Origin of the sequence: Bacteroides sp. PHL 2737 (assembly GCF_004115325.2) — a bacterium.
GTDB classification, from domain to species: Bacteria; Bacteroidota; Bacteroidia; order Bacteroidales; family Bacteroidaceae; genus Bacteroides; species Bacteroides hominis.
The window spans coordinates 3,635,889-3,661,354 of sequence record NZ_CP040630.1 but is presented as its reverse complement, the minus strand read 5'-3'; the positions used below and the strand labels follow the sequence as shown (position 1 = coordinate 3,661,354).

Here is a 25,466-nt window from a genome sequence, read left to right as displayed (position 1 = left end):
CCAGACAAATGATGAAACTAAAACTGAAACATATCTGTTTCTGCTCGTTAATCGGAATGGGCGGACTGGCACTGACTTCATGCAACGACTTCCTGGACCGTTCGCCAATCAGTGATATCACTCCGGAAGATTACTTCAACACAGTAGATCAAGTGGGAAGCTATGTTATCAATTACTATGACGACTACCTTGAAAATTCAAATACAACCAAGATGTATCACCAAAGGGCATGGAACTCCGGAGTGGTAAGAAATGATGCTAACACCGACAATTTATTGAGTGATGATGGAAACCTTGATTATTTTGCGGGAAACAAACAGGTGCCCGAAGGGAAAAATATTCAGGAACCTCTGAACCGTATTCGTGTGTGGAATTATCTCTTTGAACAAGTACTGCCGAAAGAGAAAGAGGGTACGATTCCCGGAGATGCAGAATTGTTGAAGCAGTATATCGGAGAGGCTTATTTCTTCCGTGCCCTGGCGTATTATAACGCATTGGTACGTTTTGGCGATTATCCCATCATTACCGAAGTATTGCCGGACGACTCCGAAACACTGATCAAGAAAAGTCAGCGCGCACCGCGCAATGAAGTGGCACGCTTCATTCTAAAAAATCTTGACGAAGCTATCAGTCGCCTGAAAGAACGTGGTTTCCAGAATAACCAGCGTATTAACAAACAGGCTGCATTGGTGCTGAAATCAAGAGTTGCACTGTTCGAAGCAACCTTCGAGAAATATCATCAGGGAACGGGGCGCGTACCGGGTGATCCAACATGGCCCGGAGCCGTAATAAGCTATAACAGTGGAAAAACATTCGATATAGCAGGAGAAATAAACTTCTTCCTGACGGAAGCAATGCAAGCAGCGGCAGCAGTTGCCGATCATGTTCAACTGGCAGAAAACTCGCATGTAATGAATCCTCCATACAATACACTTTATGGGTGGAATCCTTATTTCGAAATGTTCAGCCAGCCGGATCTTTCGAATGTGGAAGAAGTACTGCTGTGGAAACAATATAACCTGTCACTTACCGTATCACATTGTGTAGGTGCACGCCTTAAAAACGGAGACCGCACCGGACTGACACGTTCACTGATCAAAACATTTCTGATGAAAGACGGTATGCCTATCTATGCAAGCAACAATGCTATTGATGACAGAACGGTTTCTGATGAAAAGAAAGACCGCGACGAGCGCTTGCAACTGTTTGTGTGGGGAGAAAAAGATGCGTGGATGACAGATGAAAGAGCAGATACAGTGAAGAATTACAATAAGGACCAGGCGGGAAACATGGTAACGAATCCCGTACCTGTACCTTGGGTAAAATCTACAGTAATCAGTGATCAGGAACAGACACGTGATATCACCGGTTATCGTTCCCGTAAGTTCTATCCGTATGATGACGAACAAAGCAGATCGGACGAATTGCTGGGGACCAATGCCTGTCCTATTTTTCGTGCTTCCGAAGCATATCTTAACTATATTGAGGCTTGTTATGAGAAGAATGGTTCGTTAGACAGTAAGGCACAGGACTACTGGAAAGCCATTCGCAGACGTGCCGGTGTCGATGAAGACTATCAGAAGACGATCAATAGTACGGATCTGAGCCGCGAAGACGACCTCGGAGTTTACTCGGGAGACCGAATGGTAGATGCGACGCTTTACAATATTCGCCGTGAACGCCGCTGCGAATTTATCGCCGAGGGCATGCGCTGGGATGACCTGAAGAGATGGCGCTCTTGGGACCGGTTATTTACACAACCGTATATTGTAGAAGGCATCAACTTCTGGGATGAAGCCTATAAACTCTACACAACCACGGATAAAGACGGAAATGAAAAGTCTGCTGTAGTAGCCGATGGCAGCACATCTGCCAACATGTCGCCGAAATCGGACGGGAAATACGTACGACCACTGCGAAGGACACAAACGAATAATCAACTTTATGACGGATATACCTGGAAAAAAGCTTATTATCTGGAACCACTCGGACTACAGGATTTGCAATTGTCGGCCACCAATCCGGAAGACATCAATACATCCATGATGTATCAGAATCCATATTGGCCTGTCGGTACAGGAAAAGCGCTTGAGTAATGTCGCCAAATACGTAAAACCGTAATATAACAAAGTTCACCACAGAGTTTATACAAGGTATGTTTGCCGATGTATCCTGTGGTGAACAAAATCAAACCTCCGAATGAACCTAAGCCAAGTCTTTTAAGTTATATGATATATAGAAAAGAATAAAATCTGATTTGATCAGATCAGACCGACTACAATAAACAACAACTTTAAAATATAGGAAAGTATGAATGTACATGAAGAATTATTCGGTGGAAATATACCACAAGATGTAACTGAGAAACAAGGCGAAAACGCTATTTTTATTGTTTATGGACTGAAGCAATCGGACGATGCAATCAAGCAAGTAAAAGATGTATGTGCTAATTTCTCCGCCCTGATACGCAGTATGCGTAACCGTTTTCCTGATATGCAATTTAGCTGCACGATGGGGTTTGGTGCCGATGCCTGGAGCAGACTTTTTCCGGAGTTGGACAAACCTAAAGAGTTAAGTACCTTTGAAGAGATAAAAGGAGATAAATATATAGCTGTATCTACCCCGGGCGACTTGTTACTGCACATCCGGGCTAAACAGATGGGTCTCTGTTTTGAATTTGCCTCTATAATTGACGAAAAACTCAAAGGTGTGGCAGAATCCATCGATGAAACACACGGGTTCAGATATATGGACGGAAAAGCGATCATCGGTTTCGTAGACGGTACGGAGAATCCGGCCGTAGATGAAAACCCTTATCATTTTGCAGTTATCGGTGACGAAGACCCGCAATTCGCAGGAGGCAGTTACGTTTTTGTGCAGAAATATATCCATGACATGATAGCATGGAACTCGCTTCCAGTCGAAGCACAAGAAAAGGTGATTGGCCGCCGCAAATATAATGATGTGGAATTGTCGGACGAAGAGAAACCGCAAAATGCCCACAATGCCGTAACCAATATCGGTGACGATTTGAAAATCGTACGTGCCAATATGCCGTTTGCCAACACTTCTAAAGGAGAATATGGAACATACTTTATCGGCTATGCCAGCACCTTCAGTACTACCCGCAAAATGTTGGAGAACATGTTTATTGGTGACCCTGTGGGGAACACCGATCGTTTGTTGGACTTCAGTACTCCGGTAACAGGCACATTGTTTTTTGTACCTTCGTACGATTTGCTTGCTACACTCGGAGAATAGTAATCACTCTCCATACAGTACAGTCTCCGCTATCCAGGCAAAAACATTGGCTATCAGTTTGGAGGCATCATTATTAATGGTCCCATCATCATTATTTATACGATTATTAGTGGTCCCTCCTGTACCTGTTCCCGAGTTGCCTATATCCGTATCGCCCCAATAGACTATTCTTCTTGAGTAGTCTATGCCTAAAACAATTCCTCCTGAAGATCCCATCAATATAGGAGTGATGCCTTTAGAAGCATCGGTATTAAGCAATATCTCACCATGAAAAGAATCGTAATTGCGTAAGGAAAAACCAGTGCTGACAGGAGTATATGAACCACTGGTAAAAGGACCGGTGCTAGTAAAATAACGATTACTGTCTACCGGGTTTGCCAAAGGAAATGCTCCGGTATTACTTCTGATAAAAGAAATGCCACTATTTCCACCCAATATCTCTTTTAATAAATTCTGGCTGACATCACTGGCATCATAAGAAACAATCAATACACGGTTCTTTTTAGCCTTCACCCAATTGTGCGCTTTCTGGGCATCCGAGATCCCGAATAAAGAATTGCTCATATAATGGACATAAACGACATCAAAAGCCGCGAAAAGAGCATCTGTCAGATTATTATTGCTCGCACTCACGCCAATCAGATTATATCCTCCGCATTCAACTGTTCCGGCCGGACCGAAATTATTTTGATTATTGAGTATTCCGCGAAGACCGGTTGCGCGCGCCTCTGCATTGCCAGAGCCAATTATATTCGTTCCTAAATATCCCAAACCGGCATTGAATGTTAAAAGATCAATTGTTTTGTAGGCAGCGACATCATATCTCTGCTGTATATTCACTAAAATACGCCATCGATGGGCTGTAATCATAAAGTTTTGAGTACGGCGGATATTGCTTGCCGAATTGTTCTGCAGAGCTGTAATCACCAGTTGACTCCCATTCTGTGTTTTTTCTACTTTAAAGAATTCATTTGCTAATGACTGGTCGGCGGTTCCTTGGGGAGTTCCTGCCGCGTCGGCCCATTGTAAAGTATAATCCGGAAGATCGGTATTCACACTGATGATTCCTGCCGAACCGGCTTTGTTCTTGAGGATGATCTCTCGCGAAGATACCCCAAAATGATGTTCTCCATCGAAACTCATGTCAATGGTATAATCATCCCATGCCTGTACTTCGGCTACGATATGGGCGGAACGATTATTCGCCGCTTCGTCCGGACTACCCCACCCCGGACCTGAGACCTTCTTTATATTGAAAATATACTTATGATTACGAAGTACTTGCCCGAAAGCATTTTCAACATTATCGGGATCAAAATCCATACGGTAGTAACCCGGTTGATCACTTCCTTCATAATAACCCTCCACAATAATACAGGTTGCCTGACTGACCCGATTGTCCGGGGCTGGTGAATCGGCCTCAGGCAAGTAGAGTTGGGCTGAAAATTCATTCAGGTCCTCAGCAGGTACAGGATACAGGACACTGTTTACATTTCCGGTACTTCCGGCAGGTACGCTCGGAAGCGTAACCCTGACGACTCCGGTTTCATCGGGTATTATCTGTAAGTGGTCATTGGCACGATATGCTTTCACCCCTGACAGCTTAAAGTTTGCCACTTCCGTAGCTTTCACGTCTACCCGGGCAATGGAACGTAACATCTTTATCCCGGTAATATTATTTATAACCGTTGCTTCTAATCCGCCGGGCAATTCATACTCCCCATACATTGGAAAATCGGAAGTGATATTGTTGAACCGGAGATTGATGTTCTTTTTCACCAAATCTTCGCTATCATCCACCGAAGGCTCATTGGCTATTACCGCATCGGTAGCATTGGCTAATATGAGTAATTTTAAAGGCGAACTGCTTGATTTTAATAAAGCTTTAAAAGAAGCAGCGGATGAAGTGTTGTTGATGGATATGCCGGGTACACGGTACTTATATTTACCTTCTTCAAACACTAACACTTGAATCTCACTGATTTTAGACTCATGATCGGTCGTCGCAAATGTTCCTCGCGTCCGGGCATATGTAGTGGAGGCCGGTATGGTTATCACTAACCTTACCGATACATCCTCTGTATTATTTCTATCTGCATCTCCGGGCACTTCCATACTGTCGGTACATGACATATATAAAAGGCCGGTTATCAGAATAACCATTAATTTTTTCATTAGGGTTTAGGTTTATTTTCTCAGATACAAAGATGGACTTTTTCAGGAAGGAATCCGTGGCGTTTAATGAATGGTGTAAACAAAGATTTTTCTATTATCACATCTCACATGAATTTGTTGTCCAATTATGCAACAATCGGAAATGTGTGTAAAGACGTGTATCCATTTTCGAAACTTCGTCATAAACTTGTCACCAGTTCTTGTTGCCGGTTAAAGAAATGGATTCGCTGAACCTCACCACTCTGCGAAATCAAAGTTGAATACTTCTTTAATGACTGTATCCATGCCTTCAAATGCTGAAATAGCAAATCATCTTTCGAAGTTATGGAATTAATAGAAAAGACCCCTATCAGGCATTGATGGTAGATATCTGTTTCTACATAACTATATGTAGACTCAAAATTGATATCGGATATATATATTTTCACATCTTTTCCGGATGAATATTTTCCCTGAGCTGAGATCTCCTCCAATTCATTCAGTAATACCAATAATTCCTTCTTTATTCTTTTTACACTGTCTTCTGATATCAGATTGATATTTAAGAAAAACTTGATCTCATTGACCAATCTGATAAATATCTCTTTATCCCATATATAATTGGTTGTCTGGAATAGCTGGGATAAATTTACAAATTCTTTTTGCTTGTCAATCAATTTTTCCGGAATCTCCAAATCTTCATAATGCCTGCCTGCATATGTGCTTTCATGTTGGTAAATCCATTTGAAAAGCTGGAATTTGGATAAGGCTTCATACTTTAAATACAGGGTTTGCGGAACGGTATTTGAGGAGGTACTTCTTTCCGAACTTTCCCGTTCAATCAATTGACCGAACAACTTTATATACGAATCAATAATAGAATAATAGGTCTCCGCAGGGCATTGACATTGCAACATATTCAGATTAACGATAGCGTTGTCATTCAAATCGGCCCCTACTATTTTATCAAGAGAAATGCCCATGTGTTGAGATATGGTGGCAACTTCGGCAAAAGTGAACGGCACTTCACCCCGCAACCGCCTGTAAGTAGCTTCTTTGCCAAGGTAAAGAATGTCCATCAGCGCATTTGCAAGATTATTCCCCTTGGGTAAGTATATTTTCATTGCATCTATTAAATCTGTATTTATATCACGCATAATCATTGTTTTTATATTTTTATCTGTAAACAAGTAATCTGTAACTTTTGTTGCGCCTATCGAAACGAACAATCCCTTTGATGACGGTGCGTTGCATTATCAGAGCTTTCTTTTTCAGGGGTTGCTTCAATAGACACTTTTTGTTTATAAATACATTTTTAAAGTCACAAATCGTTGCTGTCTGGAAGGTATATTTGTTATCTGAAAAAAACGTAGTATATCCACTTAAATAAAAAGATAATGAAAACAAGTAAAATCTTTATGACTACACTGGTTGCATTGACTATGGCCGCATGCAGCAATGACAATGATTGGGTTGACCAGCCCAGCAATCCGGACGTAATTGCCCCGGATGCATATGCCTCTTTTTCCATCAGCATTCCCCACGCATCGAAGACACGTGCAGTATCTACAGATCCGGGAATTGCAGCGGAAAATACAGTGAAATCCCTACATGTGTTTATTTATGACGCAGAATCTCCCAATACACCTACTGTAGCTGAATTTACGGTCGCAGGAGGTACGCTCACACAGAAACCAGCCGGGAGTTCTACCTGGGTGACCAGCCAACCGGTCAGTACCAAAAAGACGGATAAATATATTTTTGCGGGAGTAAACCTTAATGCAGAAATAGTGAACTATATTACTTCTAATGGATTAGGTGCATTCAGCTATAAAGATTTCACACAAGAAATAACAAAATTGGCCGATCAAACAAATGGATTTGTCATGTTCAATAGTGCTTATCCGACCCTTACGCCCGCTACTGATTTATATGAGAAGAAAAGTGAAGCCGAAAACAATCACATAACCATTTCTGTAAATCGCGTCACTGCAAAAGCGGCGGTGTTCCAATCACAGAGCTTTGTAGTGAATGGAGGCGGAACGATGACAGATCTGAAGTTCGGCTGGAGAAACCTGAATAAAAAATTCTACTTTATTCAGGATAACAGGGACGCTCTCATCAAAGACTATAACTGGGCTAATTATACCGCAGCAGATTTTACGAGGGGAGCAGATGCCATCAACGTTTATGCTTCGGCTGATGTGCCTACCTCTTTTTCTTATGCTACGGAAAATGCATTCCAGTATATTTCGGGTACATCCAATGTGGATGCAGCAACTTTTATCAGTGTCAGCGGGGTATTTACACCCACTAACATCATATCTGCCAAAATAAATCCCCCTACAGTTGCGGCTGATTTTGAAATCATCGTGAATCCGAAACCGGCGGATAAAACATTCTTTGTCGTGCGGACTGCCGATGGTGTTGCCAATTACTTTATAGATGGACCTACGGCAGAAAAGTTTGCGGAGCTATGTGCCGCAAATACTCCGCAAATGCCATCTATCAATGGGGCCTACCTATTATCGGAGAATACGTATAGCAACGGATTGTGTTACTATCATATTTTTGTTAACAGTGATGCAGTCACACCACAGGCTCCTTATAATATCTACAGAAACCAATATTTTAAGATCAACATCAATTCTATACAAGCACCGGGAAATCCTTCGGATAACTTTGACAGCGGAGAACCAATCAAGCCTAATTCATGGATTGGAGTCGACATCCAGATTATCCCTTGGGAGGTGATTGAAGAAGATCACGATTTATAACCAGCTAATTAATGTCCCACAGAATGTTCACCTGCAAGATAGAAGCCGGATTCAGAGTATTCATATTCATTATATTGCCTTTCGTACTCACGAATTGCATTCGGGAAGATATGTCCGGATGTCCCCGGGATGATGGAGGGTTGGCCCTCAAATTCAGCTATGATACAAATGCAGACTCAAGACAGAACACTCCACAAGGTATCGATCGGTTGGCTGTTTTCATATTCGATGAAAAAGGGCTTTTTATCTCTCAGGTAAACGATTCTATGACTTCAATCAATGACGATTATGTCATGGAGCTGCCTTACAAACAGGGCAGTTACCAATTTGTAGCATGGGGTGGCTATGATAAAAGTACTTATCAGACTTCTGAATGTGTGCCGGGAAAAACTTATATCGATGATTTCTTTCTATCTGTAAAACGTCAGGAGGACAACCGGGTAATCAATCAGCCCAAACTGCTCTATCACGGTATGCACGATATAGTCGGGCTTAACAGTAAAGAAAAAACAATTGTATTGATAAACTTGAAACAAATGACGAATCATATCCGGGTCATTGCTCATAATTTGAATCAAGACAGAAGTGACAACATTTATATAGAGGATAATAACGGTAAGTATGGATATGATTCACAATTCTCCGATGATGACCAGATAAGCTATATTCCCATTTATGAAGCATCATCGGGACAATCAGATCCGTTGATTGCCGACTTCAATGTAATGAGACTGGAAAAGGATAGAGAACCCCGGCTGCGAATTGCCGACAAAACAGGTACAATCCGCTATGATGAGAATCTTATTGGTAAACTCATAGGCGAAAATCCCAATATTGATTTTGAGCATAACCATGATTTCACCATTGAAATATCCTTCGATAACTACATCCCGGTCATTATCAAGATTAATGGCTGGGAGATAGTTAATGAAGAAATATAACTATAAACTGCAGAAGAATGAAACAAAGAAAGGTACACTCATATCAATGAGGATTCCGTGAAAGATGGCAACAGGTATCATGTCCTTTCCCGAATAGTGAGTAATGGACGGCAACAATACATCCATTGAATTTACACCGGCAGCAGAAATAGGGGCCAGTTTCCCAAAATATTTCCTGATCAGTGGTGCGCCCAGCAATGCCATCATTTCGCGGAAAATATTGGCCAGCAAAGCAATTGTACCAAGTTCCGTTGCCAACTGTAATCCTACAGAAGCTTCCTTAAACTGAGTAATCAAGATGGATGAAAGGGAATAATATGCAAATCCACTTCCCACTGCCATACAATCGAATACACTCCACTGACTCAACAATAAACTGGCAAAAGCTGAAAAAAGAAGGGTTCCGACAATAGTAGCTATCGGCACTAAAAGCATATTGGGGCGTAGACTTTTGATCAGAAATTTCAGATTCTTATTGCTTCCGATACTGATGCCAACCTGCAACATCAACGCATAAAGTATATACATAGAAAGATTGTGCATGTCAAACTGGAAATCATTGAAGATTCCGACCAAACAGCCTATACAGAAAAATGCGACAACAATCAGACTACCTTTCATGATTTTCCTCCTTTCTTGAAAAACAGGCGTAATACGAGAAAAGAAGCCAACATGCTGCCCAAGATACTTGAAGTGGCCAACACAATGGCTTGCCATCCGAATTTACCCAGATTATTTACGATTAAACTATTGGAGCCTATCGAAAGGCCCAGCACAAAAAGTAGCAGGAATATCGTAAGCGAAGTACTCTTTTCTACTTTCTCCAGAAATTTCAGGTTACGCAGCAAATAACCGATGCCAATACCTAAAAACATGATAGATATAATGGAAAACATACTCGTATATTTTAAAAAGTTACACAATGCAATCCCTGGCAACTTTTATGTATGAGCTGCCGGACAGATCCTCCCTTTCACCTTATATTTAATAAGGGGAACGAAAAGAGATAAATCAAACTACAAAACAGGGAGTAATTCAGATAAATCCGCTAAACCAATGTACATGCACAATGCAGTGTCCGTACAGAATCTTATTTTCTCGCACGGCATTGTGTATGCTATATGTAGTAAACAATCGGTTCATATCATTCATTAATTACAGTGCAAAGGTAATACTATTGCGCATATTTTCCAAATAATTATGCAAAATATAAATAGTCATAGTAGTGGAATTACTCATAAAAAGACGATGAAAATCTTGCAGAACCTATATTTTTCTTCGTATCTTTACAAACCGAAATAAAGGATATATCAATAAACATATAACGATATGGAAAACAGAAGTTTAGTAACCATAGCGGAGCATTCGAAAGAAAAAATCCTCTATATGCTCGAAATGGCGAAACAATTTGAGAAGAATCCCAACCGCCGGTTATTGGAAGGTAAAGTAGTGGCTACCCTATTTTTTGAACCTTCTACCCGCACCCGGCTAAGTTTCGAAACCGCTGCCAATCGCCTGGGCGCACGGGTTATCGGATTCTCGGATCCTAAAGCCACCAGTTCATCCAAAGGGGAAACTCTGAAAGATACAATTATGATGGTTAGTAACTACGCTGACGTGATTGTAATGCGGCATTTTCTGGAAGGAGCAGCACGCTATGCCAGTGAAGTGGCCCCTGTGCCTATCGTAAACGCCGGAGACGGAGCCAATCAGCACCCTTCACAAACAATGCTCGATCTCTATTCCATTTATAAAACACAAGGTACACTGGAGAATCTGAACATCTATCTGGTAGGTGACCTGAAATACGGACGTACAGTACACTCTTTACTGATGGCAATGCGGCATTTTAATCCGACTTTCCACTTCATTGCTCCCGAAGAGCTGAAGATGCCGGAAGAATATAAGATTTATTGCAAAGAACATAACATAAAATATGTGGAGCACACAGACTTCAACGAAGAGGTAATTAAGGATGCGGACATTCTTTACATGACCCGAGTACAACGTGAGCGTTTCACTGACCTAATGGAATATGAACGGGTGAAGAATGTATATATCCTGAAAGCGAAAATGCTCGAAAACACTCGTCCCAACCTCCGTATACTGCATCCATTGCCACGTGTTAACGAAATAGCTTATGACGTGGACGATAGTCCGAAAGCATACTACTTTCAGCAGGCACAGAACGGTCTATATGCCCGTCAAGCTATACTTTGCGATGTATTAGGAATCACTTTACAAGATATTTTATAAAATCATGAGCGAGAATAAACAAGAACTACAGGTGGCCGCACTGAAAAACGGCACTGTTATTGACCATATCCCTTCGGAGAAACTCTTTACTGTAGTTTCACTGCTTGGGTTGGAACACATGACGACCAATATTACTATCGGATTCAATCTGGACAGCAAGAAACTGGGTAAGAAAGGGATCATCAAGATTGCTGACAAGTTCTTCTGTGACGAAGAAATCAACCGTATTTCCGTAGTAGCACCTCATGTAAAACTAAACATTATCCGTGACTACGAAGTGGTAGAAAAGAAAGAGGTACGTATGCCGGACGAGTTAAAAGGTATAGTGAAATGTGCCAACCCGAAATGTATTACGAACAATGAACCGATGGCCACGTTATTCCATGTGATTGACAAGGATAGTTGCGTTATAAAATGCCATTATTGCGAAAAAGAACAGAAAAGAGAAGATATCACAATCATTTAGTTACGTGTCACAGCGCTACGAGTTTTAAAATACTGTGCTATGACGTAATAGCACTTGTAGCGCATATAGCACGCTATTAATAAAAAAGATGAAGCAAGACTGGAAACCCGGAACCCTGATTTATCCGTTGCCTGCCGTACTGGTAAGTTGCGGAAACAATGAAAGTGAATACAATATACTTACGGTAGCTTGGACCGGAACCATTTGTACCAATCCACCGATGTGCTATATTTCTGTCCGTCCCGAACGCTACTCCTATCCTATTATAAAAAAGAATATGGAGTTTGTGATCAACCTGACAACCCGGGATATGGCTTTTGCAACAGATTGGTGTGGGGTACGGTCGGGTAAGGATTATCACAAATTTGAAGAAATGAAACTGACACCGGGTAAATGCACGGTGGTAAGTGCGCCTCTCATTGAGGAATCTCCCCTTTGTATCGAATGCCGGGTAAAAGAAATTGTATCTTTAGGATCACATGATATGTTTATTGCCGATGTGGTAAACATTCGGGCAGATGACCGTCACTTAAACCGGGAAACCGGAAAACTGGAACTGGCAGAAGCTAATCCGCTTGTATATGTACATGGGGGATATTATAATCTGGGAGAAAAGATCGGTAAATTCGGTTGGTCAGTAGAAAAGAAAACAAAGTGAAGCTATGAAACGAGTGATTCTCCTTTTTATATATATGTGGATTACTTTTGCCGCTTATGGTGAAGGTGATCATAAAAAGGAAAAACGCCCGGATGACCGCAAAATAAATGTAGGAATCAGGGGTGGTTTTAACTCTTCCATGTTTTTGGTTTCCAATCTGAAAATCAAAGATGTAACCATTGACGAGATTCAGAATAATTATAAAATAGGTTATTTCGGTGCTCTCTTCATGCGCTTCAACATGAAGAGACATTTTATACAGCCCGAGATATCGTATAACATCAGCAGATGCGAAATCACTTTCGACAAACTGGGTTCACAACATCCCGATATCGAACCTGACTATGCATCGGTTAATTCAACTATTCACAGTATTGATTTTCCGTTGCTTTACGGCTATCACGTAGTAAGACAAGGCCCTTACAGCATGTCTCTTTTTGCCGGACCGAAACTAAGATATCTGTGGAATCAAAAAAATAAAATCACCTTTGAGAACTTCGACCAGCAAGGCATCCATGAGAGGTTACATCCCTTCAATGCCAGCGCAGTGATCGGAGTAAGCGTCAGCATTTCACGTATTTTTTTCGATTTCCGTTATGAACAAGGACTTCGCAACTTGTCGAAGTCTGTTACTTACGATAATATAGACGTCGAAGGTAAGCCCGAAGTAAGTAATATCACTTTTCGACGCCGTGATAATGTACTTAGTTTTTCACTCGGAGTTATATTTTAAATAACTTTTTTAGCTAAAAGGTTGCACACTCTTTAAATATTACCTAAATTTGTGCGATTATAATAATAAAGGTTTCAAGATATACTTTAATCTTATTATAACAAATAATGAAAAGAGACGATTTAATTTTCGAGATTATCGAAAAAGAACATCAACGTCAGTTGAAAGGCATTGAGCTGATCGCATCAGAGAATTTCGTGAGTGATCAGGTGATGGAGGCAATGGGATCTTGTCTTACCAACAAATATGCGGAAGGATATCCGGGTAAACGCTATTATGGCGGCTGTGAGGTGGTAGACCAGAGTGAACAAATTGCCATCGACCGCTTGAAAGAGATTTTTGGTGCAGAATGGGCCAATGTACAACCTCACTCAGGAGCACAGGCTAATGCTGCTGTATTTCTTGCTGTGTTGAACCCGGGCGACAAGTTCATGGGACTGAATCTGGCACACGGAGGTCACCTTTCACATGGTTCATTAGTAAATACTTCGGGAATCATTTACACTCCCTGCGAATATAATTTAAAACAGGAAACTGGTCGCGTGGATTACGACCAGATGGAAGAAGTGGCATTACGTGAGAAACCCAAAATGATAATTGGAGGAGGTTCAGCCTACTCTCGTGAATGGGATTACAAACGTATGCGCGAAATTGCCGATAAGGTGGGTGCGATCCTTATGATTGATATGGCACATCCTGCCGGATTAATTGCAGCAGGACTGTTGGACAACCCGGTGAAATATGCTCATATCGTAACTTCAACTACCCACAAGACTTTGCGGGGACCTCGTGGCGGTGTAATCATGATGGGTAAAGATTTCCCCAATCCATGGGGAAAGAAAACTCCAAAAGGAGAAATTAAAATGATGTCTCAGTTGCTCGACTCAGCTGTATTCCCCGGAATACAGGGTGGTCCGCTGGAACATGTAATTGCAGCTAAAGCCGTAGCTTTCGGTGAGTGTTTGCAACCGGAATATAAGGAATATCAGAAGCAAGTACAAAAGAATGCTGCCGTATTGGCACAAGCCTTAATTGACCGTGGCTTTACCATCGTTTCCGGCGGTACGGATAATCATTCGATGCTGGTGGATCTACGCAGTAAATATCCTGACTTGACAGGTAAAGTTGCCGAAAAAGCACTTGTATCTGCTGATATAACAGTCAATAAAAACATGGTTCCGTTCGATAGTCGTTCTGCGTTCCAGACTTCAGGTATCCGTTTGGGTACTCCCGCTATCACGACTCGTGGTGCAAAAGAAGATCTGATGCTGGAGATTGCAGAAATGATCGAAACCGTTCTATCGAACGTAGAGAACGAAGAAGTGATAGCACAAGTACGTGCACGTGTCAATAAGACAATGGAAAAATATCCGATCTTCGCTTATTAAATAGCACATTTTAGTATTAAACAATAACATACGTGGGCTCGCAATTCTCTGTGAAGAAAGTTGCGGGCATTTTTTTTGCTCTTTTAACATGGCATTAACACCCCACCCTAAAACCTTTCCTTCCCAAGAACCGTTGTTAAGTAGTTAAAAAAAGAAGATATTCACTTAATACCTAAACTGATATGAAAATAAGAAATTTAATGGTTGCAACTACATTATTTGTTGCTGCAGGAGCTATGGCTCAAAATCAGGATTGCGCCTTCTTCTTTCCTAATCAAGAAGGTGAGCAAATCACTCGTAATTGTTACACCGCTGATGGTAAACTCACCAACATCCTTGTCTACAGAGTAGACCAAGCCTACGATTACCCTTCAGGAATGGAAGTAGTAGCCAACTATACATTTACTGATGCTTTCGGAAAAACACTCAATTCCGGGCAAATGGTAGCTCGCTGCAATGACGGTAACTTCTCTATGAGTATGGGAGATGTGGCCACATTCCCCACTGCACTTAATATGATGAATGCCGATGTATATATGATGGGAGATTTAATGAATTACCCGAATGCATTTTCCGATCCAATGAATCCGGGAGACGATGACGAGTTTGATGACGGCACTCTGCGTCTTTATCAAAAAGGCAATAAAAATAACCGCGCCGAAATTTCTATCTTCGACCGGGAATTTGTTGCTACCGAAACGGTAAACACTCCAGCAGGAGCATTCTATTGTACCAAAGTAAAGTATGAAATGAATATCTGGACTCCTCAGGAAACAATAAAAGGTTATGGATATGAATGGTATGCACCCAATATTGGAATTGTCCGCTCTGAACAATACAATAATAAGAAGGAGCTACAATCGTACAGTGTGTTAGAAAGAATCAAGAAGTAGCACACTGGACTCTATATATCCGTCATCCCCGCCATTCTTTCAAAAAGAATAGCGGGGATTTATTTATTGCTTTATATCGGACTATCTCTAACTCAATCCTTCAATATTACCATCCACGATGTCAATATGCAGAGCTTGTGGTTCTTTAGGTAAACCCGGCATACGCATTATTTCGCCCGCAATCGCTACGATCATCTCGGCACCGTTATTTATAACGATATCTTTAATATGAAGTTCGAAATTATCTACCGCACCATATACTTTCGGATCGGCAGAGAAAGAATATTGGGTTTTAGCAATACATACAGGATAATGACCAATACCCATTTCTTCAATCAATTTAATCTTGTTACGGGTCAGTGTACTATAAGTCACGACACTTGCACCATATAGATTGATTGCGATTTTCTCGATTTTCTGCTGTACGCTGTCTCCATCATTATATGTAAACTGTAACGGTTCAGACGGTTTATTCTCAATTGTTTCAACCACAAGGTTCGCCAGTTCGACAGCACCCTCACCTCCTTCCGTAAAGGCATTATTGATAGCATAGCCTACTCCTAACTGCTCACAGTGCTCACGAAGCAACTCCATTTCTTCATCCGTATCACTCGCAAATTTATTGAAAGCAACGATAACCGTCTGACCGAACGAATGAAGATTACGAACATGCTTGTCCAAATTGCGCAAACCTTCTCTCAATCCTTCAAGATTCGGTTCTTTAATTCGGTCCAGGCTTACTCCTCCGTGCATTTTGAGCCCTTGTGCTGTGGCAACAATCACTGTCAGACGTGGTTGAAGCCCGCTCTTACGACATTTAATATTATAAAATTTCTCTGCTCCCAGATCGGCACCGAAGCCGGCTTCTGTGATAACATAATCTCCAAAAGTCATCGCCATTTTTGTTGCCAAAATAGAGTTACAGCCATGGGCAATATTAGCAAATGGGCCACCATGTACAAATGCAGCGGTGCCTTCGGTAGTCTGTACCAGATTCGGATGTATAGCATCTTTCAGCAAGACAGTAATAGCCCCTGCCACACCCAGATCTTTTACAGTAAACGGTTTGTTATCATAGGTGTAGCCTAAAAGAATATTTTCGATACGACGGCGGAGATCATCTACATCCTTTGAAAGACAAAGAATAGCCATAATTTCCGAAGCCGGTGTAATGTCAAATCCGGATTCCTGTGTAATACCATTTGTTTTCGGACCAAGACCAACTACGATATTGCGCAATGAACGATCGTTGACATCGAGTACGCGACGCCAGAGAATCTCTTTCAGACCAAAACCTTTAGATTGATTCTGGTATAAATAATTGTCCAGTAATGCAGAGATCATATTGTGAGCCGAAGTGATGGCATGAAAATCACCGGTAAAATGCAAATTAATCTTTTCCATCGGAAGTACCTGGGCATAACCTCCTCCTGCTGCCCCTCCTTTCATACCGAAACACGGTCCCAGGGAAGGTTCACGCAAAGCAACAATTGCCTTTTTACCTATCTTGTTTAATCCTAATGCAAGCCCTATGGATACAGTCGTTTTACCAATCCCTGCTTTCGTTGCGGTAATGGCAGTGACCAAAATCAGATTGCTCTGTTTCACCTTTTCTTCATCAATCAGATATTCAGGGATTTTTGCGATATACCGGCCATAATTTTCTACTTCATCGCGAGGTATGCCGATGCTTTCAGCCACTTGTTTTATTTTCTTCAATTCAACACTACGTGCTATTTCTATGTCTGATTTCATATTGAGAGTTATTAAGTTAGTAAATGAAGTCGCAAAATTAACAATTAACTCCATATCAAAGTTGTCTTTATTACCTTTTTTTAGTGGAGATAAAAAGATGCCACATCATTGCTGGATTTTTCAGGGAAAAAAGACGTATATTTGCTACTTACAAACAAACAAGCAATATGATACGATATATAATCTTTGTGGCTCTATGTATCTGTACCGGAATAGTATCAGCTATAGATCACCATGCAAAAGACAGCCTCTTACTACAACTAAAACATACAACAGTATCCGCTCAACGAATCAGTATCTACAGAAACTTGGCAGATATCTGTTTTGAAACACCGGACGAAAAAACATATTTGCTTGGCATGTATAGAGAAGCTAAAAAGGCAGGTGACACACCCATGATGCTTGATGCATTGAATGATCTTGCATGTGGAGAGGCTAAAGAATACCGCATGGATTCAGCGTATCATTATATGAATCTGATAAAAGCAACTCATAATGTCAAAGAAATAATTCCTTTATCAGCTTATCTTCACATGCGTTTTTTCGATGTGCTATGCAGCCATAACGAGACAGAAGAGGCCATTGCGAAGGAATTGCAGTTTACGGAAGAAAAGAAATCGGACGCACCATCTCTATACAGTAAGATCGTACAAGCTTATATCACCGGAAGTAGCCTTCATTCCAATGAAATGATGAAAGAAGCACTCCCCTATTTGGAAACAGCAATGAACTTATCCAAGCAATTACCTCCTGAGAAACGCATTAAATTTGTATCAATGATTGTTTGGAAATTATCCAATATCTATAGCTTTTTGAACGAATGTGACTCAGCGATCCGTCTTTTGGAAGAAGATTTGGAAAATCAGCAACTGTATTATAAAGATCATTACGAAGCAAAACGCCCCTTTTACAATCTGGCTGCACGTGAGTTACAAATCTATGCGTCACTGTTGACAAATGCTATCATGGTAGCTCCCGAGAAGATGGATTATTACTGGCAGCAAATAGTAAAACTGAACAAGGAGCTGACAAATCCGTACGACCGGTACAATTATTTCCTATCAATGGACAACTATTACTTGAACTTAAAGCCTCACCCCAATTACGAGAAAGCATTAATTGCCAATGACAGTCTGATTCAAATAGCTCAAACGATAATTCCAAACAATCTGCCAGGACTCTACGACATCCAATCACAAACATATGAGGCCATGGGCAATTTTAAGGAGGCGCTGGCATACCTTAGAATATCTGCTCAGTATAAAGATTCGCTAAACACTGAAAATATGCAAAAGCAACTTAGTGAACTCCAAATAAAATATGAGGTGAACAAATTGAATAATGAAAAGTCACAACTTGAAATAAAAAATAAACGCATCTTAGTGATATGCCTGTTCATCATCCTGACCATTGTAATCGTTATCTGTCTTTATTTATATCACAATCTGAAAAAAGAAAAAAAAATGAAGATTCACCTCCGGAATCTCAAGCAAAAGGCCGAAGAAAGTGAAAAGATGAAAACAGCTTTCATTAATTCTATTTGCCACGAGATACGAACACCACTTAACGCCATTGTCGGTTTCTCTGATTTGATATTCAATGATGAAGTAGATAAAGAAAACCGCGAAAGCTTCTCACACGAGGTGCAGAAGAACACGGTCTTACTGACTTCACTGATCAATAATATGCTCGAGGTATCCAGCTTGGATGTATCACAGGAAAAACTGCCTTGTAAACAAGTCGATTTACATCATATCTGCATACAAGAAATGAAGCAACTAAGCCGGTATCATAAGCCTGATATAGAATATCATATGGACTTACCGGAACACCCTGTCATTTTGTCTACCCATGAGAAATATTTATCATTGGTTATAGAACACTTGTTGAACAATGCTAATAAATTTACCGAAAAAGGAACTATCACCCTCCGTTACCGCATGGATGAAGCACACCAACAGCTTCATATCAGTGTGACAGATACCGGATGCGGTATTCCGGTTGACAAGCACAAAGAGGTATTCGAACGTTTCTCGAAACTCAACACGTTTACTCCGGGAAATGGATTAGGACTATATCTGTGTCAACTAATTATCCGCAGGTTATCCGGAGAGATAAATATCGATCCGACATACAAGGAAGGTACTAAAATAACAGTAACCATACCTGTCCAATAGCCCCTCCTTAATTTTTAAGAGTAAATCTACTTGAAACGTGAAGTATCCACACCTTCACGTTTCTTCTCTTTATATCCTCCGAATTTATAGGTAAACGAGATACCCAATTCACGAAAAGCGGAATAATGGTTTGTTACGTTCTGCGTGGCATAACGAATATGCGGAGAGATTTGAGCCGTTTCAAACAAGTCATTGCACCGAAAGGTTAACAACGCTTTCCCACCAGCAAAGGTATATCTGAGTGCTACATCTACATTGCCGGATACCGGTAAATCATAAATGCCCTGTATTGCCTTACTGCGCATCATCCCATTCACAATCAACCTGAGATCCGGACGGGAAGAAAGGGTCAGGGTATGATTCATATTCAACATGGCATAATATACATTCCTGTCAAAAGGAATATTCCAGAAGTCACTGTCTTTCTGGCGATCGTAAACGCCGGTCAACGTAAAACGTGAACTTAGCCAGCGACCTATCGTAAATGGAACAACAGCTTGTATACCTGCTTGTTGCTCAAAATCAAAATTGAAGTATTTATAGATCTCGACCAATCGGTCGGGGGACTGATAAAGAGTTTGTGTTGCATTATCTTTAGTATGGCTATACCAGACATTGAATATATATTTACTCTTCAGAATATAAGTCAATTGTAGCTGATAATTAATTTCCGGTTTCAGATAAGGATTTCCATGAATTTCCGAATATTCTCCGCCCATATAGGACACGGCATCTTGAGTTGCCCAATAGTCGGGATAACTTTTATCGCTGCTGAGTGACAATTGCCACACGTTTCCCGGTGCCGGAGTGTAATTGAGATTAAAAGCCGGATATAGACTCCATTCATTCCATACAGTCGTATGGAATTGTTCGGCAGCCAACGAGGCATCCAAAGACAAGTTATCGCCAAAACTCTTGTTAAATCCGGCATAGAAATTCAGTGTTTGTTCCCGCCGACGAGATTTCATGTTGTTGCTTTCCAACATCATGTTGTCATTCTCAGAATTATAATAATATTGATAGCTGTTGTCTAAACTTGTAGTATAGACAGCTCCATAGTTTACTCCCCATCCATTAGGCAGTTCATGTTCTTGAGAAAGGAAAAGCTTCCAACGATTGATACGCTGAGAATCGCTACTACGAAAATTCAATTCATCGCCTTCTAACCGGCTATGTAGCAATTGTGAAGAAGGCGAATGATAATAAGTATATTCCACTCCTGCTTTCATTCCGAATGGGGTGTGATAATCGATCCGCCCGTTATGTAGTTGATCGACCATCCGGGTACGGGCATTTGAGGTTTGTGTACCATTCACTGTACTTAAATTAAAGCCATTCATAAACTGGGCATTGTATGTCAAACTGAGCTGATGATCGTCGGCAAAAAGATAATCACCTCCCAAGCGTAAATTGTGTCTGTTAAAACGACTTTTTTGAGATTCGTTGGTGTTCATGGGATGTATCGTACCATCCGACAAGGTGTGCAAAGCCTTCTTATCCGTCAAGAAATAGTTCCGTCCATGACTGTAAGAGTAAAGAAAGTCTACAGAAAATTTATGTCCGGAATATAGAAGGCTCGCACGCTCAGTCAGGTTTTCATAATGCTTTTGCCGGTAGTCACTGAAAATTTCTCCTTGCAGGGAGGCTGCTCCGGAATCACCTTGCTTCAGACAAATGTTTATCATGGCTCCACGCACCTGATAACGTGCTGGAGCCGAATACATCACTTCAGCTTTCTCTATACGACTGGCAGGAATACTTTTTAATAGAGTGTTCAGTTGTTCGGGAGTCATTGTAGTCACTTTGCCATCCAATACAACAGTAACGCTCTTTCCACCTAAAGTAAGGTTATCGTTCATTTCCGTGACACCGGGAAGCTCCTTCACTGCATCATAAGCATTATCTACCGCTAAATTCCGGAGGAGCCGTGGCAGGTCATATATAAGTTTGCCTTGCATAGCTTTCACTATCGGGCGTTCACCTACCACCATCACTTCCGGCAAGGATCTGTATAAACTGTCTAAACGTCCATCCATCGTAATCAGGCTATCTGCAGAAAGTATCCGGTCTTCATTTTGCGCTGCCACCTGCCAACAGACAGCAGCAACAAACACTAAAGTTACGTAAATCCGTTTCATCTTTTCGTTTTTTGTTTGGGTTACAGCTGCAAAGTACCGAAGAAAAGACAAAACAATGAGTTATCACCGGCTTATTTAGAGTTATCTACTGTTATCGGGAATACTATTCTTATATTTACTCAATTGTATCATGGAGCAGCATCTACCTATCCCGACAATAGCAAAGACTCATTTCTTTAAGACCTCTCTTCAATCGATTTAGGCCGTCAATCAATATCTGTCGGGGACAGGCTATATTGATACGGATAAAGCCTTCACCGGCTTCTCCATACATACTTCCTTCGTTTATACAAAGTTTTTCTGCCTTCAATAATAACTCTGCAATTTCCTTTGAACTACGATTCAGCACCGAACAATCTACCCATACCAGATATGTACCTTCCAATTTCACAACAGGAAATTGTGGAAGATACTTATTGAAAAAAGTCCTCATGTACAGGTAATTATCCGACAGATAACATTTCAGTTCCTCCAGCCACTCTTCCCCGTCATTGTAGGCGGCCACTAAGGCTTCCACACCAAACGGATTCACGTCACAAACCTCATTCAAATTGATTGCTTTATCTATTTTCACACGTACAGATTCATCAGCCGCAAAGATATTGGCAATCTGCAATCCGGCAAGGTTGAATGCTTTGCTTGGCGAAGTACAGGTAACCGAACGAGTTCGGAAATCATCCGAAATAGAAGCAAAAGGTATATAAGTATGCCCCGAGTAAACCAACTCACAATGTATCTCGTCCGCTACAACCAGTACATCATTACGAAGGCAAATTTCACCGATACACATCAGTTCTGCCCGGGTCCAAACCCTTCCTACAGGATTGTGTGGATTGCAAAGTAACAATAGTCTTACTTTCGGATCGGTAGCCTTCCTTGCCAAATCGTCAAAATCAATCCGGTATGTTCCATTCGTGTATACAAGGGGATTAGCTACTATTTCGCAACCATTATTACGAATAGAAGAAAAGAAACAATTGTAAACCGGGGTTTGTACCAGCACACGGTCACCCGGAACTGTCAGGGCTTTGATTATGGCAGATAAAGCCGGAACGACTCCCGAAGTGTATATAATCCAATCTCTATCTATCTGCCAACCATGCCGGCGTGTGAACCAGTTTATAATGGCATCATAATAAACCGGAGGGACTTTGGTATAGCCAAAAATGCCATGATCCATCCGCTTACGTAACACTTCAACCACAGCAGGAGCCGTACGGAAATCCATATCGGCTACCCACATAGGCAGAACACCCTCTTCCATCACCGCATCCCATTTATAGGAATTGCTATTACGACGGGAAATTATTTCATCAAAATCGTACTTCATGCGCTAAAGCAAGTTAAGTTGTCCCATAGTTGCAGTGCGCAGTCAGCAGGAGCTTTAATACTTCCATCCATAATGATTTCCCCGTAGCTTTCTGCCGTTATACTGCCGGTACGCGGATTCTTCACACTATGTACCGGAGTGTTAATAGTTGCCTGCAAACTGCTGTATTCAAAACAAAGGTCAGCATCATCAGCCATCATACAATTCTCCATAACAAGGTCGTGAGCATAACAAAGTGGCTGCGTTCCCGAGATTCTGCAATTTACCAGACGTAGATTGTGAGAGTGCCACCCCAAATACTCTCCGTTCAATTCAGAGTCATACACGGTTACATTCTCCGTATTCCAAAAGGCATCTTTCGAATTAATGACAGCATTATGAATTTCTACGTTCTTGCAATACTGAAAAGAATAATTCCCGTTCTGGCTATAATTATCAATACGGATATTTTCACTATGCATGAACAGGTAATCGGCCTTATCTATCTGTACCTTTTTTAATTCTACATTACGACAATGCCAGAACGTTTCCAACGCATTGGGAAGTTGTACGTTTTCCAATTTGATACCATCCATTTCACGAAACATTTTCGGAGCTTCTACCACGGTATCCATCATCTGGAGATTTTGTGAATACCAAAGTGCGGCACGTGCTCCTTCCGTAAAAAAGCTGCTTCTCACAATGAAACCATTCGTGTGCCAGAAAGGATATTTACCTTCAAAACGGCAGTTCACTGCTATGATATTACTGCACTCTTTTAATGCGGATTCACCGGCATGAATCGTTACGTTTTCCAATTGCAAGTCGTGTGTGGCAAACAAAGGACGTTCGCCTTCATAGTCCTTATTCTTAATTATTTCCATGATTTGATTGTTTAGTTATCGATTTTATTTCTTCCCCTGGTATATCCTCCATCAAAGTAACTCAAAAGAATGATTATATCATATTTCATTCCCATATCCTTCTTTTTTATGGTTCACCCGATACATGCGCAGTTGAATCAGCGTTTAAATGGAATTGATAATCAGAATATTATATTTACCTAAATTTTACTATCGACGTAAATCCATTTACCCAGGCACGTAAAAGCTTTTACCTGGGCATGTAAATCCATTTACCTCGGTATGTAAAAGCATTTACCCCGGCCGGTAAATGGAACCGGCATTCAAGGTTACGGATGTCCGCACCTGGAGCTAACGTCAAGACAACGCATTCTTCGGATAAACCAGATTCCAGCAATGCATGAGAAAAAACTACGCATTTGTGTCGGATGAACTTTTATTATTTCAAATATGTCTTAAAGAAATCCTCCAATTTGTCGAACGGAATAAAATTCACGCGGTCGTAAAGATCCACATGACCCGCACCAGGCACAATATAGAGTTCTTTTGGTTCGGCGGCAAGCCGGTAGGCATCTTCACTGAATTCACGCGAATGTGCATTCTCTCCGGTAACAAAAAGCATCGGACGTGGTGAAATGGTTTCAATATCAGCAAACGGATAAAAATTCATAAACTTGACATTGCTGCTGAGCGTGGGATGTGTAGTGGTCAATGGGGTTGCTCCTTCAGGAGTATATTCTCCCCGTGAAGTACGGTAGAACTCATAGAACTCACGTGCTATCGGATCGGAGTTTTCTGTTATTTCATGAGGAGTTCCACCAGTATATCGGGTTTCTCCACCCAAGAACTCTACATAGCGTTGTTCAGCGGCTTCGACCATGATTTGCTTCCGTTGCTCCAAAGTCAAGGCATGCTTCAGCCCATTACGACTGGCTGTCCCCATGTTGTACATACTTATGGTTGCAATGGCCTTCAGACGAGGATCTATTTTTGCCGCACTGATGGCAAAACTTCCACTGCCACAAATCCCAATCACACCGATATGCTCACGTTCGACAAATGAACGTGTCCCCAGATAATCGACTGCAGCACTGAAGGCTTCCGCATAAAGCTCCGGAAGGACTGCATTGCGAGGCTCTCCTTCGCTGCTTCCCCAGAAAGATAAGTCGATGGATAAAGTTACAAAACCGCGTTCGGCCATTTTCGTAGCATAGAGATTAGCACTCTGCTCTTTGACGGCTCCCATAGGATGTCCTACAATAATTGCCGGACGTTTCTCGTCTGCTTTCATCTCTTTAGGCAAAAAGAGATTACCTGCCACTTTCATTTTGTACTGATTGGGAAAGGATACCTTCTCCATATTTACCACATTGCTTCTATAGAAATTATCTGCATCGGTTTGAGCAAAAGAAGGATTTGCACTGAGCATCGTAAACGATGTTGCTGCCAATAATAAATTTCGTTTCATATCTTCCTTGATTTTAGTAATTAAATAATTGATTGTCTTCTTTCTACATTGCAAATATACAAGGAAGAAAAGAGACTCCTTGTAGACATATTACAGACATCATAACCCGAATTACAGATTATGCTTCTTTATGCCTACACCAATTTTAAGTTTGGCATAAAGTGCCACTGCGATACAGACAGCTAACTAACGGCATTACGCAAAAAAGCATTCCATACCTTACAAGGAC

General features: G+C 41.2%; 20 protein-coding genes. 11 read left to right on the top strand and 9 right to left on the bottom strand.

Features of this window, described 5'->3' with window-relative positions:
- Window positions 1–11 precede the first annotated feature (11 nt).
- A complete protein-coding gene (locus tag DBK98_RS14985; protein ID WP_032537150.1) occupies window positions 12–2,096 on the top strand; it encodes a RagB/SusD family nutrient uptake outer membrane protein in 2,085 nt (694 codons plus the stop codon).
- Between the two features lie 214 nt (window positions 2,097–2,310).
- Window positions 2,311–3,261, top strand: coding sequence for a Dyp-type peroxidase (locus tag DBK98_RS14980; RefSeq protein WP_032537134.1), 951 nt, complete (start codon window positions 2,311–2,313; stop codon window positions 3,259–3,261).
- A 3-nt stretch (window positions 3,262–3,264) separates the two neighbouring features.
- Here DBK98_RS14980 and DBK98_RS14975 read toward each other — a convergent pair whose 3' ends face one another.
- Together DBK98_RS14975 and DBK98_RS14970 are read right to left on the bottom strand one after the other, a co-directional pair.
- Window positions 3,265–5,436 (bottom strand): fimbrial protein, encoded by a 2,172-nt coding sequence (locus DBK98_RS14975; RefSeq protein ID WP_032537135.1) that lies wholly within the window; start codon window positions 5,434–5,436, stop codon window positions 3,265–3,267.
- Between the two features lie 179 nt (window positions 5,437–5,615).
- Complete coding sequence (locus tag DBK98_RS14970; RefSeq protein ID WP_175414016.1) at window positions 5,616–6,572, bottom strand: helix-turn-helix domain-containing protein; 957 nt, start codon at window positions 6,570–6,572, stop codon at window positions 5,616–5,618.
- Window positions 6,573–6,812: 240 nt separating this feature from the next.
- Between DBK98_RS14970 and DBK98_RS14965 the strand changes: the two genes are divergently transcribed.
- Window positions 6,813–8,192: an Mfa1 family fimbria major subunit gene (locus DBK98_RS14965; RefSeq protein ID WP_032537137.1), complete on the top strand. Its 1,380-nt coding sequence runs from the start codon at window positions 6,813–6,815 to the stop codon at window positions 8,190–8,192.
- A 23-nt stretch (window positions 8,193–8,215) separates the two neighbouring features.
- Window positions 8,216–9,133, top strand: coding sequence for a FimB/Mfa2 family fimbrial subunit (locus tag DBK98_RS14960; RefSeq protein WP_005805970.1), 918 nt, complete (start codon window positions 8,216–8,218; stop codon window positions 9,131–9,133).
- Here the strand turns inward: DBK98_RS14960 and DBK98_RS14955 are convergent, their stop codons facing one another.
- Together DBK98_RS14955 and DBK98_RS14950 are read right to left on the bottom strand one after the other, a co-directional pair.
- Complete coding sequence (locus DBK98_RS14955; protein WP_005805967.1) at window positions 9,134–9,754, bottom strand: lysine exporter LysO family protein; 621 nt, start codon at window positions 9,752–9,754, stop codon at window positions 9,134–9,136.
- Window positions 9,751–10,029, bottom strand: coding sequence for a LysO family transporter (locus DBK98_RS14950; protein ID WP_005777620.1), 279 nt, complete (start codon window positions 10,027–10,029; stop codon window positions 9,751–9,753). Before DBK98_RS14950 ends, DBK98_RS14955 begins: the two co-directional genes overlap by 4 nt.
- Before the next feature lie 433 nt (window positions 10,030–10,462).
- On the opposite strand from DBK98_RS14950, the gene pyrB reads away from it, so the two are divergent.
- From pyrB to DBK98_RS14920, 6 genes are all read left to right on the top strand, one after another.
- Complete coding sequence (pyrB, locus tag DBK98_RS14945; RefSeq protein WP_005777613.1) at window positions 10,463–11,389, top strand: aspartate carbamoyltransferase; 927 nt, start codon at window positions 10,463–10,465, stop codon at window positions 11,387–11,389.
- Between the two features lie 4 nt (window positions 11,390–11,393).
- Window positions 11,394–11,855 (top strand): aspartate carbamoyltransferase regulatory subunit, encoded by a 462-nt coding sequence (pyrI, locus tag DBK98_RS14940; RefSeq protein ID WP_005777611.1) that lies wholly within the window; start codon window positions 11,394–11,396, stop codon window positions 11,853–11,855.
- Between the two features lie 88 nt (window positions 11,856–11,943).
- Window positions 11,944–12,513 (top strand): flavin reductase family protein, encoded by a 570-nt coding sequence (locus DBK98_RS14935; protein WP_005805957.1) that lies wholly within the window; start codon window positions 11,944–11,946, stop codon window positions 12,511–12,513.
- 4 nt (window positions 12,514–12,517) lie between these two features.
- On the top strand, window positions 12,518–13,246 hold the full coding sequence (locus DBK98_RS14930; RefSeq protein ID WP_005805955.1) for a porin family protein: 729 nt from the start codon (window positions 12,518–12,520) through the stop codon (window positions 13,244–13,246).
- A 107-nt stretch (window positions 13,247–13,353) separates the two neighbouring features.
- Window positions 13,354–14,634 carry a serine hydroxymethyltransferase gene (glyA, locus tag DBK98_RS14925; RefSeq protein WP_005805953.1) on the top strand — a complete coding sequence of 427 codons (1,281 nt, stop codon included), beginning with the start codon at window positions 13,354–13,356 and terminating at the stop codon, window positions 14,632–14,634.
- 182 nt (window positions 14,635–14,816) lie between these two features.
- Entirely contained in the window at window positions 14,817–15,527 is a 711-nt protein-coding gene (locus DBK98_RS14920) for a hypothetical protein (protein WP_005805952.1), read from the top strand.
- Window positions 15,528–15,614: 87 nt separating this feature from the next.
- Here the strand turns inward: DBK98_RS14920 and DBK98_RS14915 are convergent, their stop codons facing one another.
- A complete protein-coding gene (locus DBK98_RS14915; protein WP_032537139.1) occupies window positions 15,615–17,282 on the bottom strand; it encodes a formate--tetrahydrofolate ligase in 1,668 nt (555 codons plus the stop codon).
- A gap of 167 nt (window positions 17,283–17,449) precedes the next feature.
- Between DBK98_RS14915 and DBK98_RS14910 the strand changes: the two genes are divergently transcribed.
- Complete coding sequence (locus DBK98_RS14910; protein ID WP_005805948.1) at window positions 17,450–19,459, top strand: sensor histidine kinase KdpD; 2,010 nt, start codon at window positions 17,450–17,452, stop codon at window positions 19,457–19,459.
- Window positions 19,460–19,485: 26 nt separating this feature from the next.
- Here the strand turns inward: DBK98_RS14910 and DBK98_RS14905 are convergent, their stop codons facing one another.
- From DBK98_RS14905 to DBK98_RS14890, 4 genes are all read right to left on the bottom strand, one after another.
- A complete protein-coding gene (locus DBK98_RS14905) occupies window positions 19,486–21,597 on the bottom strand; it encodes an outer membrane beta-barrel family protein (RefSeq protein WP_032537140.1) in 2,112 nt (703 codons plus the stop codon).
- A gap of 142 nt (window positions 21,598–21,739) precedes the next feature.
- The gene (locus tag DBK98_RS14900) at window positions 21,740–22,927 is read right to left on the bottom strand and encodes a MalY/PatB family protein (protein ID WP_032537141.1); all 1,188 of its coding nucleotides are present in this window, start codon (window positions 22,925–22,927) and stop codon (window positions 21,740–21,742) included.
- On the bottom strand, window positions 22,924–23,790 hold the full coding sequence (locus DBK98_RS14895) for a DUF3737 family protein (protein ID WP_005777594.1): 867 nt from the start codon (window positions 23,788–23,790) through the stop codon (window positions 22,924–22,926). Before DBK98_RS14895 ends, DBK98_RS14900 begins: the two co-directional genes overlap by 4 nt.
- Window positions 23,791–24,208: 418 nt before the next feature.
- Entirely contained in the window at window positions 24,209–25,237 is a 1,029-nt protein-coding gene (locus tag DBK98_RS14890; protein ID WP_005805943.1) for an alpha/beta hydrolase, read from the bottom strand.
- Window positions 25,238–25,466 lie beyond the last annotated feature (229 nt).

Bases quoted from the DNA above. Each gene is read 5' to 3' on its own strand.
- DBK98_RS14985 (WP_032537150.1), top strand. From the start codon at position 12: ATGAAACTAAAACTGAAACATATCTGTTTCTGCTCGTTAATCGGAATG.
- DBK98_RS14980 (WP_032537134.1), top strand. From the start codon at position 2,311: ATGAATGTACATGAAGAATTATTCGGTGGAAATATACCACAAGATGTA.
- DBK98_RS14975 (WP_032537135.1), bottom strand. From the start codon at position 5,436: ATGAAAAAATTAATGGTTATTCTGATAACCGGCCTTTTATATATGTCA.
- DBK98_RS14970 (WP_175414016.1), bottom strand. From the start codon at position 6,572: ATGCGTGATATAAATACAGATTTAATAGATGCAATGAAAATATACTTA.
- DBK98_RS14965 (WP_032537137.1), top strand. From the start codon at position 6,813: ATGAAAACAAGTAAAATCTTTATGACTACACTGGTTGCATTGACTATG.
- DBK98_RS14960 (WP_005805970.1), top strand. From the start codon at position 8,216: ATGTTCACCTGCAAGATAGAAGCCGGATTCAGAGTATTCATATTCATT.
- DBK98_RS14955 (WP_005805967.1), bottom strand. From the start codon at position 9,754: ATGAAAGGTAGTCTGATTGTTGTCGCATTTTTCTGTATAGGCTGTTTG.
- DBK98_RS14950 (WP_005777620.1), bottom strand. From the start codon at position 10,029: ATGTTTTCCATTATATCTATCATGTTTTTAGGTATTGGCATCGGTTAT.
- pyrB (WP_005777613.1), top strand. From the start codon at position 10,463: ATGGAAAACAGAAGTTTAGTAACCATAGCGGAGCATTCGAAAGAAAAA.
- pyrI (WP_005777611.1), top strand. From the start codon at position 11,394: ATGAGCGAGAATAAACAAGAACTACAGGTGGCCGCACTGAAAAACGGC.
- DBK98_RS14935 (WP_005805957.1), top strand. From the start codon at position 11,944: ATGAAGCAAGACTGGAAACCCGGAACCCTGATTTATCCGTTGCCTGCC.
- DBK98_RS14930 (WP_005805955.1), top strand. From the start codon at position 12,518: ATGAAACGAGTGATTCTCCTTTTTATATATATGTGGATTACTTTTGCC.
- glyA (WP_005805953.1), top strand. From the start codon at position 13,354: ATGAAAAGAGACGATTTAATTTTCGAGATTATCGAAAAAGAACATCAA.
- DBK98_RS14920 (WP_005805952.1), top strand. From the start codon at position 14,817: ATGAAAATAAGAAATTTAATGGTTGCAACTACATTATTTGTTGCTGCA.
- DBK98_RS14915 (WP_032537139.1), bottom strand. From the start codon at position 17,282: ATGAAATCAGACATAGAAATAGCACGTAGTGTTGAATTGAAGAAAATA.
- DBK98_RS14910 (WP_005805948.1), top strand. From the start codon at position 17,450: ATGATACGATATATAATCTTTGTGGCTCTATGTATCTGTACCGGAATA.
- DBK98_RS14905 (WP_032537140.1), bottom strand. From the start codon at position 21,597: ATGAAACGGATTTACGTAACTTTAGTGTTTGTTGCTGCTGTCTGTTGG.
- DBK98_RS14900 (WP_032537141.1), bottom strand. From the start codon at position 22,927: ATGAAGTACGATTTTGATGAAATAATTTCCCGTCGTAATAGCAATTCC.
- DBK98_RS14895 (WP_005777594.1), bottom strand. From the start codon at position 23,790: ATGGAAATAATTAAGAATAAGGACTATGAAGGCGAACGTCCTTTGTTT.
- DBK98_RS14890 (WP_005805943.1), bottom strand. From the start codon at position 25,237: ATGAAACGAAATTTATTATTGGCAGCAACATCGTTTACGATGCTCAGT.